We start from the raw sequence: 15291 nt of genomic DNA on the forward strand, positions 1-15291 counted from the left end.
CAATGAAACCCAAACTTGTGATTACCCATAAAATACATGATGAAGTATTGCAAATGCTGACCCCACATTGTGATTTGATAACCAATCAAACCCATTGCAGCTTATCGCGAAACGCTACTATTCAATTGGCCCAGAACGCTGAAGCATTGATGGTATTCATGCCAGATCGAGTAGACGCAGAGTTTCTTCAGGCCTGCCCTAAATTGAAAGTGATTGGTGCCGCCGTAAAAGGCTATGATAATTTTGATGCGGCGGCTTGCACAGCAAATGATGTCTGGCTGTCCTTTGTGCCTGACTTATTGACCGTTCCTACCGCTGAGCTAACCATCGGGTTGATGATCGGACTGATTCGGCATATTCGGGAGGCGGATCAACATGTACGTAGTGGTAATTTTAAAGGCTGGCGTCCGCAGTTTTATGGTCTTGGTGTTGAAGGCTCGACAATTGCGATTATTGGTATGGGGGCGATTGGAAAAGCCATTGCCCAACGTCTGACCGGTTGGGGCGCAAAGCTAATTTATACGGATCAACAACCTATAGCCTCTGAACAGCAAGCCGCTTTAACCTTAGAGTTTTTTTCGTTAGATGATACGCTGGCACAGGCCAATATCGTGATTATGGCGCTACCACTGAATTCTCAAACTCAGCATCTGATGGATGAACATCGACTACAACAGATGCCAGCCGGTTCTTTTTTGGTAAATCCATGTCGTGGATCAGTCGTTGATGAAACGGCTGTTTTGCGTATGCTTAACAGTGGGCATATAGAGGGGTATGCCAGCGATGTTTTTGAAATGGAGGACTGGGCACGTGATGACCGCCCGGACGTTATCGATCAAAAACTATTAATGCATCCCAACACATTATTTACAGCACATATCGGTTCAGCGGTCAGAAAGGTCAGATTGGCAATAGAGAAACGCGCCGCTGAAAACATTCTCAGTGTTTTACGTGGTGAGCCGCCATTGGATCCAGCAAATCAGTTAATCTCACGAAAGGATGCCGCATGCTCAATCTAATCTGGTTAAAAAGCCTGACAACACTGATTGAGCAGCACAGTTTTCAGGCCGCTGCTAATCAATTAGGATTGGCACAACCGACAGTTACCCAGCATATTCAAAAACTGGAAGAAATGCTCTGTGTACCGTTGATAAAGCGAGGGCGTAGCGGATGTCAGCCGACAGAGTATGCCCTGCGTCTATTGCCCTATGCCACGAGTATGTTGCGGCTGCAAGATAGAGCTTTACAGGCCGTTCAACAACCTTCTATGAGAGTCGGTGCTAGTTCAAATATCGGTATTTATTTATTACAGCCTTACTTGCAAAGCTACCTGAGCACACAAACACGGCAACAAGACCCGCTTGACTTGGTGATTGATACCAACCCAACGATTGCTGAAAAACTCGAGAACGCTGAAATTGATATTGCATTAATGGAATGGTGGCCACCTAAGACTGGATTTGACTCTCAAACTTGGAAAACTGAACCACTAGTATTGATTACACCACCCGATCATGCACTGACACAGCTCCCCTCTATAAGCAGAACAATGCTGTCTGGGCTAAATTTGATCGGTGGTGAATCTGGAAGTGGCACTGGACGCTTACTGAAAACCTATCTACAGGATTTTCAGCAGATGCCCACTATAACCATGCAATTGGGTAGCACGGAGGCCGTTAAACAGGCGGTTCGAGCTGGTTTAGGAATATCGCTAGTGTTTGCTTCCGCTGTTGTTGATGAAGTACAACATGGCAGTTTGTGTGCAATCCCTTTGGAAGATAGTGCGCTAAAAAAATCTATCCAGATAGTCTGGCGGCACCAGTCGCTTGGTTATGACAAACGACCAGAATTTGTTGAACATTTGCTGCAAACATCAATAAATCTGAATCCGGCTGGACTTTAATCCATTCAATTAAATGGTTTGTAGTAGTGGCTTCACTCCGAGCAAACCTTTCGAATTTACCGCTGTCATTCACCAGTAGCCTGTCGATAGGTTGGGTTTACAGTCGATATCAGAGTACCAACATATTATTGAAACCATCATAGATGAACTGAATCGCCAGTGCCGCCAGGATAACCCCCAAAAACCGCCGCAAAATCTCATCACCGGTTTTTCCAATCATTTTTTTCACATAACCGGACAACAGCATCAATACCAGGGTCAAGCCATAGGTACAGATCACAGCAACCAATACAGAGATTTCCTGCGAAGCGGATTCCGCGCCGGAAAACAACAGAATCGATAAAGTCAGAGCACCCGGTCCGGCCAGCAGTGGGATAGACAACGGGTAAACAGATATATCTTTTTTATCTTCCGACTGAGTTATTTTCACTTCGCTGGTTATCAGGTTGAATGCGGTAAAAAACAGTAGCAAACCACCTGAAATACGCAGTGCATTGATATTGATCCCCAGGCTATTTAAAAACGCCTCACCAAAATTGCCAAATACCAATAACAACACCGCACTAATCAGGGTAGCTTTAACCGCCATCACTATCCGGTGACGGCGATCGCCTTCCGGTAACAGAGCATGGAAGATCAAGGCTGTACCTATAGGATCAACGATGACAAAAAAACCTGTAAATGCATTCAGAAAGGTAGTGAGTTCCATTAAGTTACCTGTTCAGATAGAGAGTCTGCATCCGGTCTGACCTGCACGGCAGCCGCCGCTTTCCATCCGAATGCCAATTGAAAAACCTGTAACATCATCAGCAACAGCAAAGCGGCCAGCCAGTGGCCACTCAGGTCACGAACCAGCGCCAGAGTTACCGGCCCCGTCGATGCCAAAAGATACCCCAGACTTTGTGCCATAGCCGACAACGCTGTCGCCTGCACTCCATCACGGGTGCGCAGTATAAAAAAGGAGAGTGCCAGGCTCAATGACCCGCCAGCCCCCATACCGATCAATGAGGCCCATAATACAGGCGCTTGCTGAGGTGCCCACCAGAGCCCGGCCAGACCCGAAAATGACAATAAAAATACCAGCACAACCAAGGGCCGCTGTTGTCGCATTCTGGCAGCCAGAATGGGAATAAACAGATTAAAGGGAATACTGACCAGATTGATCATTGCCGTTGCGGTTCCGGCCTCAAGTGGATCCAGACCACTTTCCATAAGAATTTTTGGCAACCAGGTGACAATGGCGTAAAAATAAAATGACTGAAGCCCCATATACAGGGTTACAGCCCAGGCTGTAGTGCTTTTCCACAAGGTAACCCGCGCACCGGTTACGGGCTTAACCGCCCCACGCAACCTTAACAAAGGTACCCAGATCAGGCAGGTTACCAGGGGTAGCAGCGCCCAGACCAGAACCGGGTAATGCCAGTGATTAAAATAGTTCATCATCGGTACGGCCAAATACAGCCCCATTCCTGCTCCCAGGCTGAGCATGATTGAATAAAGTCCGGTCATCAAGCCAACACGCCCTGGAAAAAACACCTTCACCAGTACCGGAATCAATACATTCAGCAAAGCGATAGCAGAGCCCAGCAACAAGGTACCCAGAATAACCACGGGATAACTGGCGACCAGGCGCAACAGAACTCCCAACGCAATGACCAGCAACCCCAAAACGACCAGCGTTATTGATGAAAAAAACCGTGTCATTAAGGGCACCAGGATGGAAACCACGGCAAAACATATCAGCGGCAAGGTAGTCAGCATGCCAAATGCGCTGGCGCTAAGGCTGAGTGCGTCGCGCACCTCCATGACCAAGGGCGCGAAGACCACCAAGCCACCACGCAGATTCGTTGCCGCTAATAACAAACCAACGACAGCAAGCCAGGCCAAGGCACGCTGATGTTGCTCAAGGGGTGAATGCAGCCGGTCAACTCGGTTCATGGAATATCCGCACAAAAACCTCAATCCTACTCAAAAGCCTGGCCCTCGCCCAGTCATTAATTGTCTCCCATACGCCTGTTGCAGGCCGCGCTGGTAACCGTCTCGACACATTGATTTTGCGGATATAAAGTGTCATAAAGAGAGTTGTTTAGCCTTACATTGCCGAGCCATCTGAACTTAGAAAAAACAAAGGGAGTCACAATGATTAAAAAAACGCTTCTATGCAGCGCAATTGTCGCCGCAACAGCTATGACCGGTATTGCGCAGGCCGAGGTCAAACTGGGTTTTCTCGGTGGGTTCACCGGTCCAATCGAAAGTCTGACACCACCTATCTATCAAGGTGCAGAGCTGGCTATTAGTCAGATTAATGCCCAGGGTGGTATTCTCGGTGGACAAACACTTAGCATTTCCTCGGCTGATACCACCTGTACCGATGCATCTGCTTCCATAAATGCAGCAGACCGCATGATCAATACAGAAAATGTTACTGCTATTGTCGGGGCCCTCTGTTCTGGAGCGACAATTGCCGCAGCGAATAACGTAGCGGTGCCTGCTGGCGTGGTAATGGTATCACCGGCATCCACCTCACCCGCCATAGCCGAGATTGATGATAATGACCTGGTGTTCCGCACCACCCCATCAGATGCTTATCAGGGGATAGTGCTGGCCCAGCTGCTGCTATCCAAAGGTATCAATGAGGTCGCTGTCACCTATGTCAATAATGATTATGGCCAGGGCCTGTCAAATGCATTTGCAGCCACTTATGAGGCTGAAGGTGGCTTTATTGCCGCTAGCGCGGCTCATGAAGATGGTAAAGCTGACTATCGATCTGAACTCGGTAGCCTGGCATCCAGCGGAGCCGAGAACCTGCTGGTATTCGCCTATGCAGATACCTCCGGCCAGACCATCCTGCGCCAGGCCTATGAGAGTGGAAACTTCACCCAGTATATAGGCGCCGACGGCATGGTTGGCGACGCACTGGTAGATGCCGTTGGAGCCGATGTGCTGGAAGGTATGATTGCGACCCGCCCGGGTAAACCGGATATTCCAGGCACTGAACGTTACTCTGAGGCTGCACGAGCCGATGGCATGGATCCCAACGCTGTATTTGCCAGCCAGTCTTATGATGCCGCTTTCCTGCTAGCGTTGGCTATCGAGAAAAAAGGTTCCGCTGAGCGTGCCGGTCTCTCTGAAGCCCTGCGTTCAGTAGCGCTACCACCCGGTGAAGTCATTCTGCCAGGTGAGTGGGAGAAAGCTGTTGCCTTGCTGGCTGAGGGTAAAGAGATTAACTATGAAGGTGCCGCTGGTACACAAGACTTTGATGAGCTGGGTAATGTGCCCGGTGTCATTGAAGAAATGGTGATTACAGAGGGTGCTTTCCGCACTGTAGGTCTGATCGAATAATTCAGACTTTTAAGTACAGCTAAGTACAACACTCGTTGCAGTCCCGATCTGTATACGCCACGCAAAGTGGCGCTTAAGATCGGGACTGCCCTTCCTCAACTCACCACTTAGTGATGCTGCTGAATTTTCTCCGGGAACAACCCTTTCGGAGCATAGCGAAGCACCAGGGTGATAATCAGCCCGATAGTAAAAACCCTTGCCTGCAGGGCTCGACTGGTAAAGTCAGAAGGGGCTTCCCAGGCAAACCACATATCACCCAGATAGCTGATGCCATTCAGAATAAACAGTGCAATCGGCTCTGACATTACCCAAATAACATACACAAATACAGCACCAAAAATAGTGCCCATATTATTACCCGGGCCACCGAGAATCACCATTACCCAGATCAGAAAAGTATGATTCAGAGGCAGATAACCGGTTGGATCAAAAATGCCGTTAAACGTCGCCAGTGCAGCCCCCCCTATACCCATCAGCACACAACCCAGCACAAAGACTTCCAGGCGACGCTGATTGACATTTTTACCCATAGCCGCCGATGACAGCTCATTATCACGTATGGCTCGCATCATCCGCCCCCAGGGGCCTTTGTAAGCCTGATGTAGCAAATAGAAGATGATAGCAATCAGTACCGCAGTGACTGACAAGTACAACGCCCGTCCCATGATAAAGCCTACATCACCGGCGCCTGGAACAGGCCAGGGTAAGGGAGACACAGTCAGAGTACCACGGGTTAACCAGTCAGAGTTCTTCAGGAAGGCCTTGATAATTTCCGCCACACCCAAAGTGGCAATCGCCAGGTAATCACTGCGCAAGCCCAGGCAGATATGCCCGATAAAGTACGCCAGTGTACCGGCCAGAATACCGCCAACCAGCCAACCGGCCCAGACCGGCAAGCCCAAACCACCAATAAAGCCGTGTTCACTCACTATCGACTGGGACACGGGCGCAAATGCATTCACGACCCAGAGATACACACTGGCCAGCACAATTAAGATGATCGGCAAACGTATACGTCGTGGTACAGAAATACGATGTAACTGCATCACCGCAGCCACCAGCAGCACTGCGGCCAACAGCTTCATAAACGCCATACCCAGCTCACCGGAGAGGTCTGACTCCCAGAAACCCTGATTGACCGGAAACGTCAGCAGCATTGCCGAAAAGCCGCCCAGTGCGACAAACCCCATGATGCCCGCGTTAAATAATCCGGCATATCCCCACTGAATGGTCAATCCCAGCGCAATGATGGCATAACAACTGGCTTCCACCAGCACACGAACCCCGTAGGCAGTACCCATCACTTGTATCAGTAATAACAGAGTGACGGCCAGGGCAACCATTAACAGGGTTTCTTTCATCGGTAATTTCATCAGCATCACAGCACCTTACCCTTAAACAGCCCTGTCGGGCGCCACACCAGAATAGCCAGCAAGATAAAGAAAGGAACCGTTATCTTGTATTCACTGGATACGAATGACAGATTGGCTGGCAAATCAAACCAGAGATAATCACGTAGTGGACGAAGTAAAACTGACCAGTTAAACACCGACAAGGTCTCGGCAAAACCTATCACAAAACCACCCGCCAATGCGCCATAGGGGTGTCCAACACCTCCGACAATGGCGGCAGCAAAAATTGGCAGCAGCAGATGGAAACTCAGATCCGGTTTTAAGGAGACATCCAGTGATAAAAGTGTTCCGGCAGCAGCAGCCAGGCAACCGGCAATAACCCAGGTCACTTTAACCACCGTATCGGTATTAATACCGGATACGCGCGCCAGATCAGGGTTGTCTGACATGGCACGCATCGCTTTACCCAGGCGGCTACGGGTTAAAAACAGATGTAACGCAATAACCGCCACAACCAGAAACAGCAACAGCAGAATCTGAGGGTCGGTTAATACCAGTGGGCGGTTTGCCAGATCAAAGGGCAGATCGATACGATGAATACCCTTACGATCATCGATATACATGTTGCGGGCTCCGGTTCCCATGAACATGCGGATCAAGCCCTGCAGCATGAGGGTTACACCCAGGGAAGCCATGACGATCACTATGGGTTTAACGCCATGACTACGTAACGGACGGTAAAAGGCTTTATCAATATAAACAGCTGACAGAGCCGTCAATGCCATTGCAAAGGGGAGCATAACAAAGGCGGTAGGTAAGCCTATTGCGGGGCCAGCGGCCGGAAAGAGAGTGGTCAGAAAAAAGGCAAAGAACGCACCGAGTGTCATCAGATCAGCATGGGCAAAATGGGCAAAACGCAGGATACTAAAGATCAGAGTAATGCCGACCGCCCCTAGCGCATAAATCGATCCAATGGTGAGCCCGGAGATCACCACGTTATTAACAAAAAAAACCAATTCGTTCAAAAGTCTATCCTCAAGCCCTTAGCCACCCAGAAAGGCCTTGGCTACTTCGGGATCATTGATCAGGTTTTCACCGGTATCTGTAAAACGGTTCTGACCGGCGACCAGCACAAAGCCTTTATGTGCAATTTTCAGCGCCTGTTTGGCATGCTGTTCTACCATTAAAATACCGACACCGGCTTTATTGATGGTAATAATGCGTTCAAAGATCTCGGCCATATACATAGGTGACAAACCCGCAGTAGGTTCATCCAGCAAGATCAGACTGGGCTCGGTCATTAAGGCCCGCCCCATCGCCACCATCTGACGCTGGCCTCCGGACAACTCACCCGCAGGCTGCTGGCGTTTATCGGCTAAAGGCGGAAAAAAACCGTAAACCTGATCGAGCATATGCGCAAAGCTATCCTTGCAGCTAAAAGCCCCCATTTCCAGGTTTTCCTGTACCGACATGGACGGAAAGATATTTTTCTCCTGGGGCACAAACGCCATTTTACGTTTGACCAGTTCGACAGGATCAGCATTGGTGATCTCTTCACCACGCAGTTTGATACAACCCTCGCTGACTTTCAGCAGCCCGAAGATTGCTTTAAGCATGGTGGATTTTCCTGCACCGTTGGGACCGACGATGACGCCGATCTCATCCGCCTCAACAGTCATATTGACACCATTGAGGATATTCATACCACCGTAACCGCCGTGCACATTGGTCGCTTCAAATAGTGCCATTATCTATCTCTGTCAGATCAGTGTGCATCGTTGCCAAAGTAGGCTTCGATCACTTCCTGATTATTTTGAATCGCTTCAATGCTTCCCTCAACCATTACGCTACCCTGCGCCAGTACAATCACTGGATTGCACAACTGAGCAATCATATCCATATCATGCTCAATCACCAAAAAGGTATAGCCCATTTCCTGATTCAAACGCTGAATATTACGAATCAGATCCTGAAGCAGGGTCCGGTTCACCCCAGCCGCAATCTCATCAAGCAACACCACACGGGCATTTACCATCATGGTACGTCCCAATTCCAGCAGTTTTTTCTGTCCACCAGACAGATTGCCAGCCAATTCGTTACGCACATGTTTTAAGCCAATAAACTCAATGACATCCATGGCTTTTTGACGCACGTGCAACTCCTGCTCATGGACCAGAGCGGGACGCAGCCAGGTGTTAAAGATGTTTTCTCCCGCCTGAGGTGGCACCATCATCAGGTTTTCCAGAGCGGTCATATGCGAAAACTCCTGCGCAATCTGAAAGGTACGCAGTAAACCACGATGAAACAGCTGGTCAGATGGAACGGCGGTGATATCCTCACCAGCGAAATGAATACGGCCGGAATCCGGGGCAAAGGTACCGGCAATCAGGTTAAACAGTGTGGACTTGCCTGCACCATTCGGCCCAATCAGCCCAGTAATGGATCCTTCTTCAACCTGAATAGAGCAGTCATTAATAACCTGCAAGGCTCCAAACGCTTTATTGACCTGACGAACCTCTATAATAGATCCCATTAATACTCCGGAAAACTGTCATTAACCTTAAATATAATACGTTAGACCTTAGTTTACTTAAAGCATTAATAGACCGTGCAAAAGATCAATTTCAAACGTACTGTCCTGCACACCAGCCACTACTCCAGGCCCATTGAAAGTTAAACCCGCCTAACCAGCCGGTCACATCCAGCACCTCACCAATAAAGTACAGCCCAGTGACGGATTTGGTTTCAAAAGTTTTTGAAGAGATCTGATCGGTACACACACCACCACGAGTAACTTCGGCGGTTTTGTAGCCTTCGGTACCTGCTGGAACGCAAGCCCAGCACTGAAACATGCTGACTAGCGCGTCAATATCGGTGTGGCTAAGTTGCGCAACCGGTTTAACAGCCAGTGCCTGTAACGCGGGAAATACCAGCCAGGCAAGCACAAAGCGCTTGGGTAGTAAGCGAGACAACAGGGTTTTCAATTCAGATTTTTCACCCGCCTGCTGCCACTCACGTAAACAGGCTCGCAGGTCATGATCGGGTAAAAAGTTGATCTGCACCGCCTCACCTGGATGCCAATAATTACTGACTTGCAGCACCGCGGGGCCGCTCAGCCCTTTATGGGTAAACAGCAAGGCTTCTTTGAAGGTCTGATTGTTACAGCTGATACTTACCGGTAGCGCCACGCCTGCAAGGGACTGCGCCAACGCCAGCCGCTCACCTTTCAGGGTGAAAGGTACCAGTGAAGCCTGTAGTTCGGTCACTCGCAGGCCAAACTGTCTGGCCAGATCATAGCCAAAACCACTGGCACCCAAGGTGGGAATAGAAGGGCCGCCGGTCGCAACCACCAATGACTGGCAGCGCACAGGACCCAGAGCAGTTTGCAGCTCAAACCTGGCTGTATCTATCTCAGCTTCATCTGGATGTGTTGTCGTATCAGTGGGGGGCAATTGGGTAATACGCTGAACCTCGCAGCGAGTTTCGATGGTCACCTCGCCAGCGTCACATTCAGCCAAGAGTATATTGAGAATATCCTTGGCACGATTATCACAAAACAGCTGACCCAGAGTTTTTTCATGGTAGGCAAGTTGATGCTTATCCACCAGAGACAAAAAATCATATTGGCTAAAGCGTTTCAGTGCAGAAATACAAAAATGCGGGTTAGCTGACAAAAAGTTCGAGGGTTCGACCCATTGATTGGTAAAGTTGCAGCGCCCTCCCCCTGACATGAGTATTTTCTTGCCGACTTTGTTGGCATGATCCACCACCAACACTCGTCGGCCACGCTGACCTGCCGTAGCCGCACACATCAAACCGGCTGCTCCAGCGCCTATAATCACACAATCGAAATAACGCATCGGACTCTTCGCAGGCTCTGATTACAAAACCCGTATGATAACATGGCACGATTGACCTGCAGCAGAATGATCTAGCTAAAAGCAGCTAACCCACCCACCAAAGCCGTGCGCGCAACCCCCAACTACTGGTCAAACCCACCTCGGTAAAACGTATCTGTCCTGATGAATCAATAATGTACATTACCGGAACCCCCCTGACTCCGAGGGCTGATGCCAATTCTCCGTTGCTATCATTCAGAACCGGCAGATGACTGAGTTGCTGCTCATACAGAAACTGACGCACCTGGTCATCACTGCCTGACTGAATGGCCAGCGTCAAAACCTGATGATCATCCAGTAAGCCAGTCAACATAGGTAACTCTATACTACAGATATGGCACCACTCGGCCCAGACTACTAGCAGTAGAGGTTCACCCGCATACCCGGCTAACGAGACCTGATCACCAGCCAGGGTGACACCGCTAAAATCCGGGGCCGTGCTGGATTCAAGGGTCGGTGATTGATAGCTACGAATAACAAAAATGATAAACATTACCAGCAGGATCTCCAGCCCCCAACGTAACCATCCAGGGAGTGCTTTGTAACGTTTAAACATCTAAAAAAGACCTTATGCAGATTGATCAAGCTACTCACTCTGAGGGGATTTCTATTGGTTAGTTCCAGGACACAAGCGTCATAGCAACCAGGCACAAAAGTGCCGCCATACCGCCATCAAAGACACGCCAATGCGTTGGTGAGCGCAAATAAGTTGCCAGTTTGGGCGCAAAGCCCGTGAGCATGGTGAACCAGGTCAATGAAGCAAAACTGGCCCCTAGTACAAACGCCAGCTTATCTCCCTGGGCAGCTCCTACACTACCAATCAATATGACCGTATCCAGGTACACATGCGGGTTAAGCAGTGTTATCGCCAGGGCAGTCACACCGACTTGCCAAGCGTTTTGCACCCTTACCGGCTTGGCGGCCTGCAAGCCCCCAGTACCTTTTACCGCACGCTGTGCCGCATTGAATGCCAGCCACAGTAGCAATGCGACCCCCATCCAACTGAGCAGCGGAATCAATGGTGGTATTAATACCTTAAGCTGATTGACCCCATATACACCCAGCGTAATCAGGATTGCATCACACAGAATACAGACCAGTGCTATGACCATACGGTGATTGCCACGCATTGACTGACTTAACACCCAGGCATTCTGCGCACCTATAGCGACAATTAATCCCAACGCAACAATATAACCGGTAAAAAACACTGACATGCCAGACCCCCTGATAAAAACCCATCAATACACTGGGCAAGCCTAACGAAGTCAGCTATCATTAATCCAACGAATTAAACTAACAGAATATTAGCTAAGCTTATGATTGACTACCGCCTGCTACAGGCCATGGCCGCCGTACTGGAACAGGGCGGCTTTGAAAAAGCTGCCAACTACCTGCACTTGACCCAGTCCGCTGTCAGTCAGCGCATTAAGCAACTCGAACACTTGCTTGGTCAGCCGGTGCTCATACGCAGTCAGCCACCGAAGGCGACCTCATTGGGTCAACGCCTGCATAACCATTTACAAAGGGTCAGGCAGCTTGAAGCGGGCCTGGAACTGTCGGCTAATCCGGAAGATCTGATCATCCGCATCACCGTGAATGCCGACTCTTTGGACACCTGGCTACCGGCGGCACTGGTGCTGGAAGACTATCCGTTACTCCGCTTTGAGGTATCTGTTGAAGACCAGGCCGTAGGCCTGCGGCGGATGAAACAAGGTGAGGTGATGGCCTGTCTGTGTGCCACCCCCGAACCCCTAAATGGTGGCGATGTGATTCCCTTAGGGGTGATGCGCTATCGTGCGCTGGCCAGTCCGGCTTTTATTCAACGCTATCATCTGACCCCCCCTGAACCCGCTATCTTCCATCAAGCACCTTGTTTGATATACAGCCGAGAAGACCGTTTGCAGCATCAGTTTCTCGCCGATGTCGCCGGAACCGAGCCCCTCTACACCCATCACCTCCCCTCATCTGAAGGTTTTATCAAAGCGGCCAAGGCGGGTCTGGGTTATGGCATGATGCCGGAATTACAGGTAGCTGATGAGCTGCAGGCGGGACACCTGGTGGACGTGATGCCCGGTTACAGTCTGGATGTTCCGCTCTACTGGCATTTCTGGCAGATGGAAAGTCCAGTGATGGAAACGCTGAGGGCATCGGTTGCGCGAGCCGCCAGTACTGCGCTTTATTGAGCTGCTTGCAGACGCTGTTCTACAGATACCTTAATAAGCTGCTTAAATAAACGCCGCTGACGAGGTATAAAAATCAGAAATTCTGGATGCCATTGCACCCCCAGAAGGTAAGGTTGCAGCGGATCTTCAATCGCCTGAACGATCCCGTCCAGGTCATGCGCGGCAACCCTCAAGCCATCACCAATACGATCAATAGCCTGATTATGCAGGCTATTGATACGACAGGGACCTGATCCCAGCAATTGTTTCAGCAGGCCGTCAGTTTCCAGCAACAGGGTTTTCAATGGCAACAGGGTCCGCCGGTTGGATGTTTTCTGGCGTTTGGATTTGAGGTCCTGATGCAGAGAGCCCCCGCGACAAACATTCAGCAATTGGGCTCCACGACAGATGCCTAGCAACGGAACACCTCGGTTCAATGCCTGATCAATGACAGCCTGCTCCAGTTGATCCCTGGCTGAATCGTATTTGGGTTCCACCTCAGGCTCTTCTGCATAGAGTACCGGATCAATATCATGACCTCCGGTGACAACCACTCCATCAAACGCAAACTCGGATAATTGCACATGCTGACTGGGTCTGAGTTGTAACGCTTGCCCGCCGTAGAGACGAACCATCAGCGCAACCAGGCTTCGTGGCCCAAAAGCGCCTCGTTCAGGACCGGTAATTGCAATGACAGGTTTTCTCAAGCTCTATTCCTCTTTACACTTTAGACCGTTGGCCAACAACATAGCACAGCCGCCCCACTCTGTTCAGGCACGCTGCAGCGATTTAAAGCGGCCAGAAGACTAGCAGTAACGGCACGCTCACCGCACAAACCAGTAGCTCAACCGGTAACCCCAAGCGCCAGTAATCACCAAAACGAAACCCTCCCGGCCCCAGAATCAGGGTATTATTCTGATGGCCAATCGGGGTTAAAAATGCACAGGAGGCACCGATGGCGACAGCCATTAAAAACGCATCCGGGTTTAACCCAAGTGTCGATGCGGTACCAAGCGCGATTGGACACATAACGGCGGCAGTCGCCGCATTGTTCATCACATCAGACAGAAACATCGTCACTACTAAAATCAGCCCTAAGGCTATAACGGAGTTCCCCTGCGCCAGCGTACCCAGTAGGAAGTCTGCAATCAGATGGGCGGTACCTGTGCTTTCCATCGCATTGGCCACAGGAATCAACGCTCCGAGCAGTACAATAACCGGCCAGTCGATCGCTGTGTAAATGGAGCGTAACGGCAGCGTTTTAGTCGCCATTGAGGCTAACACCCCTAACGCAAACGCAATCGCTGTCGGCAAAATACCCAAGGCCGCCAGAGCAATCGCAGCGATTAATATTACACTGGCGGTAATCGCCTTGTTTTTATCCGGTATATTGAGATCACGCTCAGCCAGCGGTATGCAACTGTAGTCAGAAGCAAATTCCATCACAGCGTCTTGCGGTCCTTGCATGAGCAGAAGATCGCCCGCCTTGATCTTCATCGTCCTTAAACGGGCATGCGATTTTCGATCCTCCCGGGACAAGGCCAGCAGATTAATGCCGTAGCGAGTTCGTAACAGCATGCTCTTTGCAGAGCGTCCAACCAGTTGAGACTCCTCTCTGACAACCAGCTCAACTAACACAATGTCTACAGAACTGGCTGACTCTTTGTCGTCATCCTCCTGATTATCTTCCGAACTATCCTCATCCTCTTCGGCCTCCTCCAGTTTAAGTCCCAGACTGGATAAGACGTCGGCTAAAGACTCCACTTCAGCTTCAATAATCAGAATATCATTTGCCAGAACTTTGCGGCCATAGCTTGGCGCGTTGATTTTTACTTCGTTACGCACCAAAGCAATAACCTGAGCATCAGCTTCATCAAGTACTTTTTCAATATCACGCAGCAGCAAGTTAGCCGCTTTACTTTTTTCCGGGACTCGGACTTCGGTAACATAAGCCCCGGTATCAAAGCTTTCACTGACCCCATTTTTTCTGACCGGTACCAGCCGCCAACCCAGCAGAGCCACAAATAGCACACACACCACGGCTACCGGCAAACCCACCAGGGTAAAATCAAACATGGAAAAGGCACTGGCGGTCTCCAGCTCAGATCTAAAACCTGACACTATCAGGTTAGGTGGGGTACCGATCAGCGTTGTCATACCGCCCAGAATTGTACCGAAGGCCAAGGGCATCAGGACTTGGCCGGATGACAAACCAAGACGCCCTGACATTTGCATGGCAACCGGCATCAACAGTGCCATAGCACCGACATTATTCATAAAACCGGAAAGCAACGCACCCAAACCTGTCAGAGCAGCAATGCTCAGTGTCACCCCAGCACTTTTGGGTAAGGCATGCCGCGCTAAAATATCCACGGCACCCGAAGTTTGCAGTGCACGGCTTAACACCAGCACACAGGCAACTGTGACCACGGCAGGGTGCGAAAAACCTGAAAAAGCATCGGCTGCATCAACCAAGCCAGCCAAAACGCAAGCCAGCAAGGTAGCACCAGCAACCATGTCATGGCGCCAACGCCCCCACAGAAACATCGCCATGGTAGCCAGCAATATCACCAGAATCATGCTCTGGTCTTGTGTCATAGCTTCACTCTCTCAAATCCATTTTATGGGTA

15 protein-coding genes are annotated in these 15291 nt (G+C 50.1%); 4 read left to right on the forward strand and 11 right to left on the reverse strand.

Annotation, left to right across the window (positions count from 1 at the left end; all coding sequences use genetic code 11):
• The first annotated feature begins 2 nt into the window (after positions 1 to 2).
• Together F5I99_RS12635 and F5I99_RS12640 are read left to right on the forward strand one after the other, a co-directional pair.
• A complete protein-coding gene (locus F5I99_RS12635; RefSeq protein ID WP_151056531.1) occupies positions 3 to 1019 on the forward strand; it encodes a phosphonate dehydrogenase in 1017 nt (338 codons plus the stop codon).
• On the forward strand, positions 1007 to 1903 hold the full coding sequence (locus F5I99_RS12640) for a LysR family transcriptional regulator (RefSeq protein WP_151056533.1): 897 nt from the start codon (positions 1007 to 1009) through the stop codon (positions 1901 to 1903). Before F5I99_RS12635 ends, F5I99_RS12640 begins: the two co-directional genes overlap by 13 nt.
• Positions 1904 to 2012: 109 nt before the next feature.
• On the opposite strand, the gene F5I99_RS12645 is transcribed toward F5I99_RS12640, so the two are convergent.
• Both F5I99_RS12645 and F5I99_RS12650 read right to left on the reverse strand, forming a co-directional pair.
• Positions 2013 to 2612 carry a MarC family protein gene (locus tag F5I99_RS12645; RefSeq protein WP_151056535.1) on the reverse strand — a complete coding sequence of 200 codons (600 nt, stop codon included), beginning with the start codon at positions 2610 to 2612 and terminating at the stop codon, positions 2013 to 2015.
• Positions 2612 to 3841: a CynX/NimT family MFS transporter gene (locus F5I99_RS12650; RefSeq protein WP_151056537.1), complete on the reverse strand. Its 1230-nt coding sequence runs from the start codon at positions 3839 to 3841 to the stop codon at positions 2612 to 2614. Before F5I99_RS12650 ends, F5I99_RS12645 begins: the two co-directional genes overlap by 1 nt.
• Positions 3842 to 4042: 201 nt before the next feature.
• Between F5I99_RS12650 and F5I99_RS12655 the strand changes: the two genes are divergently transcribed.
• Positions 4043 to 5245, forward strand: a complete 1203-nt coding sequence (locus F5I99_RS12655; protein WP_151056539.1) for an ABC transporter substrate-binding protein — start codon at positions 4043 to 4045, stop codon at positions 5243 to 5245.
• A gap of 107 nt (positions 5246 to 5352) precedes the next feature.
• Here F5I99_RS12655 and F5I99_RS12660 read toward each other — a convergent pair whose 3' ends face one another.
• The 7 genes from F5I99_RS12660 to F5I99_RS12690 form a co-directional block, all read right to left on the reverse strand.
• Positions 5353 to 6624 carry a branched-chain amino acid ABC transporter permease gene (locus F5I99_RS12660; protein ID WP_225307402.1) on the reverse strand — a complete coding sequence of 424 codons (1272 nt, stop codon included), beginning with the start codon at positions 6622 to 6624 and terminating at the stop codon, positions 5353 to 5355.
• Positions 6624 to 7622, reverse strand: coding sequence for a branched-chain amino acid ABC transporter permease (locus F5I99_RS12665; protein WP_151056541.1), 999 nt, complete (start codon positions 7620 to 7622; stop codon positions 6624 to 6626). Before F5I99_RS12665 ends, F5I99_RS12660 begins: the two co-directional genes overlap by 1 nt.
• Positions 7623 to 7640: 18 nt before the next feature.
• The gene (locus F5I99_RS12670) at positions 7641 to 8345 is read right to left on the reverse strand and encodes an ABC transporter ATP-binding protein (protein WP_151056543.1); all 705 of its coding nucleotides are present in this window, start codon (positions 8343 to 8345) and stop codon (positions 7641 to 7643) included.
• 17 nt (positions 8346 to 8362) lie between these two features.
• Positions 8363 to 9130, reverse strand: coding sequence for an ABC transporter ATP-binding protein (locus tag F5I99_RS12675; protein ID WP_151056545.1), 768 nt, complete (start codon positions 9128 to 9130; stop codon positions 8363 to 8365).
• Between the two features lie 91 nt (positions 9131 to 9221).
• Positions 9222 to 10457 carry a BaiN/RdsA family NAD(P)/FAD-dependent oxidoreductase gene (locus tag F5I99_RS12680; RefSeq protein WP_151056548.1) on the reverse strand — a complete coding sequence of 412 codons (1236 nt, stop codon included), beginning with the start codon at positions 10455 to 10457 and terminating at the stop codon, positions 9222 to 9224.
• A gap of 85 nt (positions 10458 to 10542) precedes the next feature.
• A complete protein-coding gene (locus F5I99_RS12685) occupies positions 10543 to 11052 on the reverse strand; it encodes a redoxin domain-containing protein (protein ID WP_151056550.1) in 510 nt (169 codons plus the stop codon).
• A 58-nt stretch (positions 11053 to 11110) separates the two neighbouring features.
• Positions 11111 to 11713, reverse strand: coding sequence for a LysE/ArgO family amino acid transporter (locus F5I99_RS12690; protein WP_151056552.1), 603 nt, complete (start codon positions 11711 to 11713; stop codon positions 11111 to 11113).
• 102 nt (positions 11714 to 11815) lie between these two features.
• Between F5I99_RS12690 and F5I99_RS12695 the strand changes: the two genes are divergently transcribed.
• The gene (locus F5I99_RS12695; protein WP_151056554.1) at positions 11816 to 12682 is read left to right on the forward strand and encodes a LysR family transcriptional regulator ArgP; all 867 of its coding nucleotides are present in this window, start codon (positions 11816 to 11818) and stop codon (positions 12680 to 12682) included.
• Here the strand turns inward: F5I99_RS12695 and F5I99_RS12700 are convergent.
• On the reverse strand, positions 12676 to 13368 hold the full coding sequence (locus F5I99_RS12700) for a gamma-glutamyl-gamma-aminobutyrate hydrolase family protein (protein ID WP_225307403.1): 693 nt from the start codon (positions 13366 to 13368) through the stop codon (positions 12676 to 12678). The genes F5I99_RS12695 and F5I99_RS12700 overlap by 7 nt on opposite strands.
• Before the next feature lie 82 nt (positions 13369 to 13450).
• Positions 13451 to 15259, reverse strand: coding sequence for an SLC13 family permease (locus F5I99_RS12705; RefSeq protein WP_151056556.1), 1809 nt, complete (start codon positions 15257 to 15259; stop codon positions 13451 to 13453).
• Positions 15260 to 15291: the final 32 nt, after the last annotated feature.

The sequence above is a fragment of the Nitrincola iocasae genome (assembly GCF_008727795.1).
In the GTDB taxonomy this organism is placed as follows: Bacteria; Pseudomonadota; Gammaproteobacteria; order Pseudomonadales; family Balneatricaceae; genus Nitrincola; species Nitrincola iocasae.

Coding starts and splice junctions, on each gene's coding strand:
- F5I99_RS12635 (WP_151056531.1), top strand. CDS start 3: ATGAAACCCAAACTTGTGATTACCCATAAAATACATGATGAAGTATTG.
- F5I99_RS12640 (WP_151056533.1), top strand. CDS start 1,007: ATGCTCAATCTAATCTGGTTAAAAAGCCTGACAACACTGATTGAGCAG.
- F5I99_RS12645 (WP_151056535.1), bottom strand. CDS start 2,612: ATGGAACTCACTACCTTTCTGAATGCATTTACAGGTTTTTTTGTCATC.
- F5I99_RS12650 (WP_151056537.1), bottom strand. CDS start 3,841: ATGAACCGAGTTGACCGGCTGCATTCACCCCTTGAGCAACATCAGCGT.
- F5I99_RS12655 (WP_151056539.1), top strand. CDS start 4,043: ATGATTAAAAAAACGCTTCTATGCAGCGCAATTGTCGCCGCAACAGCT.
- F5I99_RS12660 (WP_225307402.1), bottom strand. CDS start 6,624: ATGCTGATGAAATTACCGATGAAAGAAACCCTGTTAATGGTTGCCCTG.
- F5I99_RS12670 (WP_151056543.1), bottom strand. CDS start 8,345: ATGGCACTATTTGAAGCGACCAATGTGCACGGCGGTTACGGTGGTATG.
- F5I99_RS12675 (WP_151056545.1), bottom strand. CDS start 9,130: ATGGGATCTATTATAGAGGTTCGTCAGGTCAATAAAGCGTTTGGAGCC.
- F5I99_RS12680 (WP_151056548.1), bottom strand. CDS start 10,457: ATGCGTTATTTCGATTGTGTGATTATAGGCGCTGGAGCAGCCGGTTTG.
- F5I99_RS12685 (WP_151056550.1), bottom strand. CDS start 11,052: ATGTTTAAACGTTACAAAGCACTCCCTGGATGGTTACGTTGGGGGCTG.
- F5I99_RS12690 (WP_151056552.1), bottom strand. CDS start 11,713: ATGTCAGTGTTTTTTACCGGTTATATTGTTGCGTTGGGATTAATTGTC.
- F5I99_RS12695 (WP_151056554.1), top strand. CDS start 11,816: ATGATTGACTACCGCCTGCTACAGGCCATGGCCGCCGTACTGGAACAG.
- F5I99_RS12705 (WP_151056556.1), bottom strand. CDS start 15,259: ATGACACAAGACCAGAGCATGATTCTGGTGATATTGCTGGCTACCATG.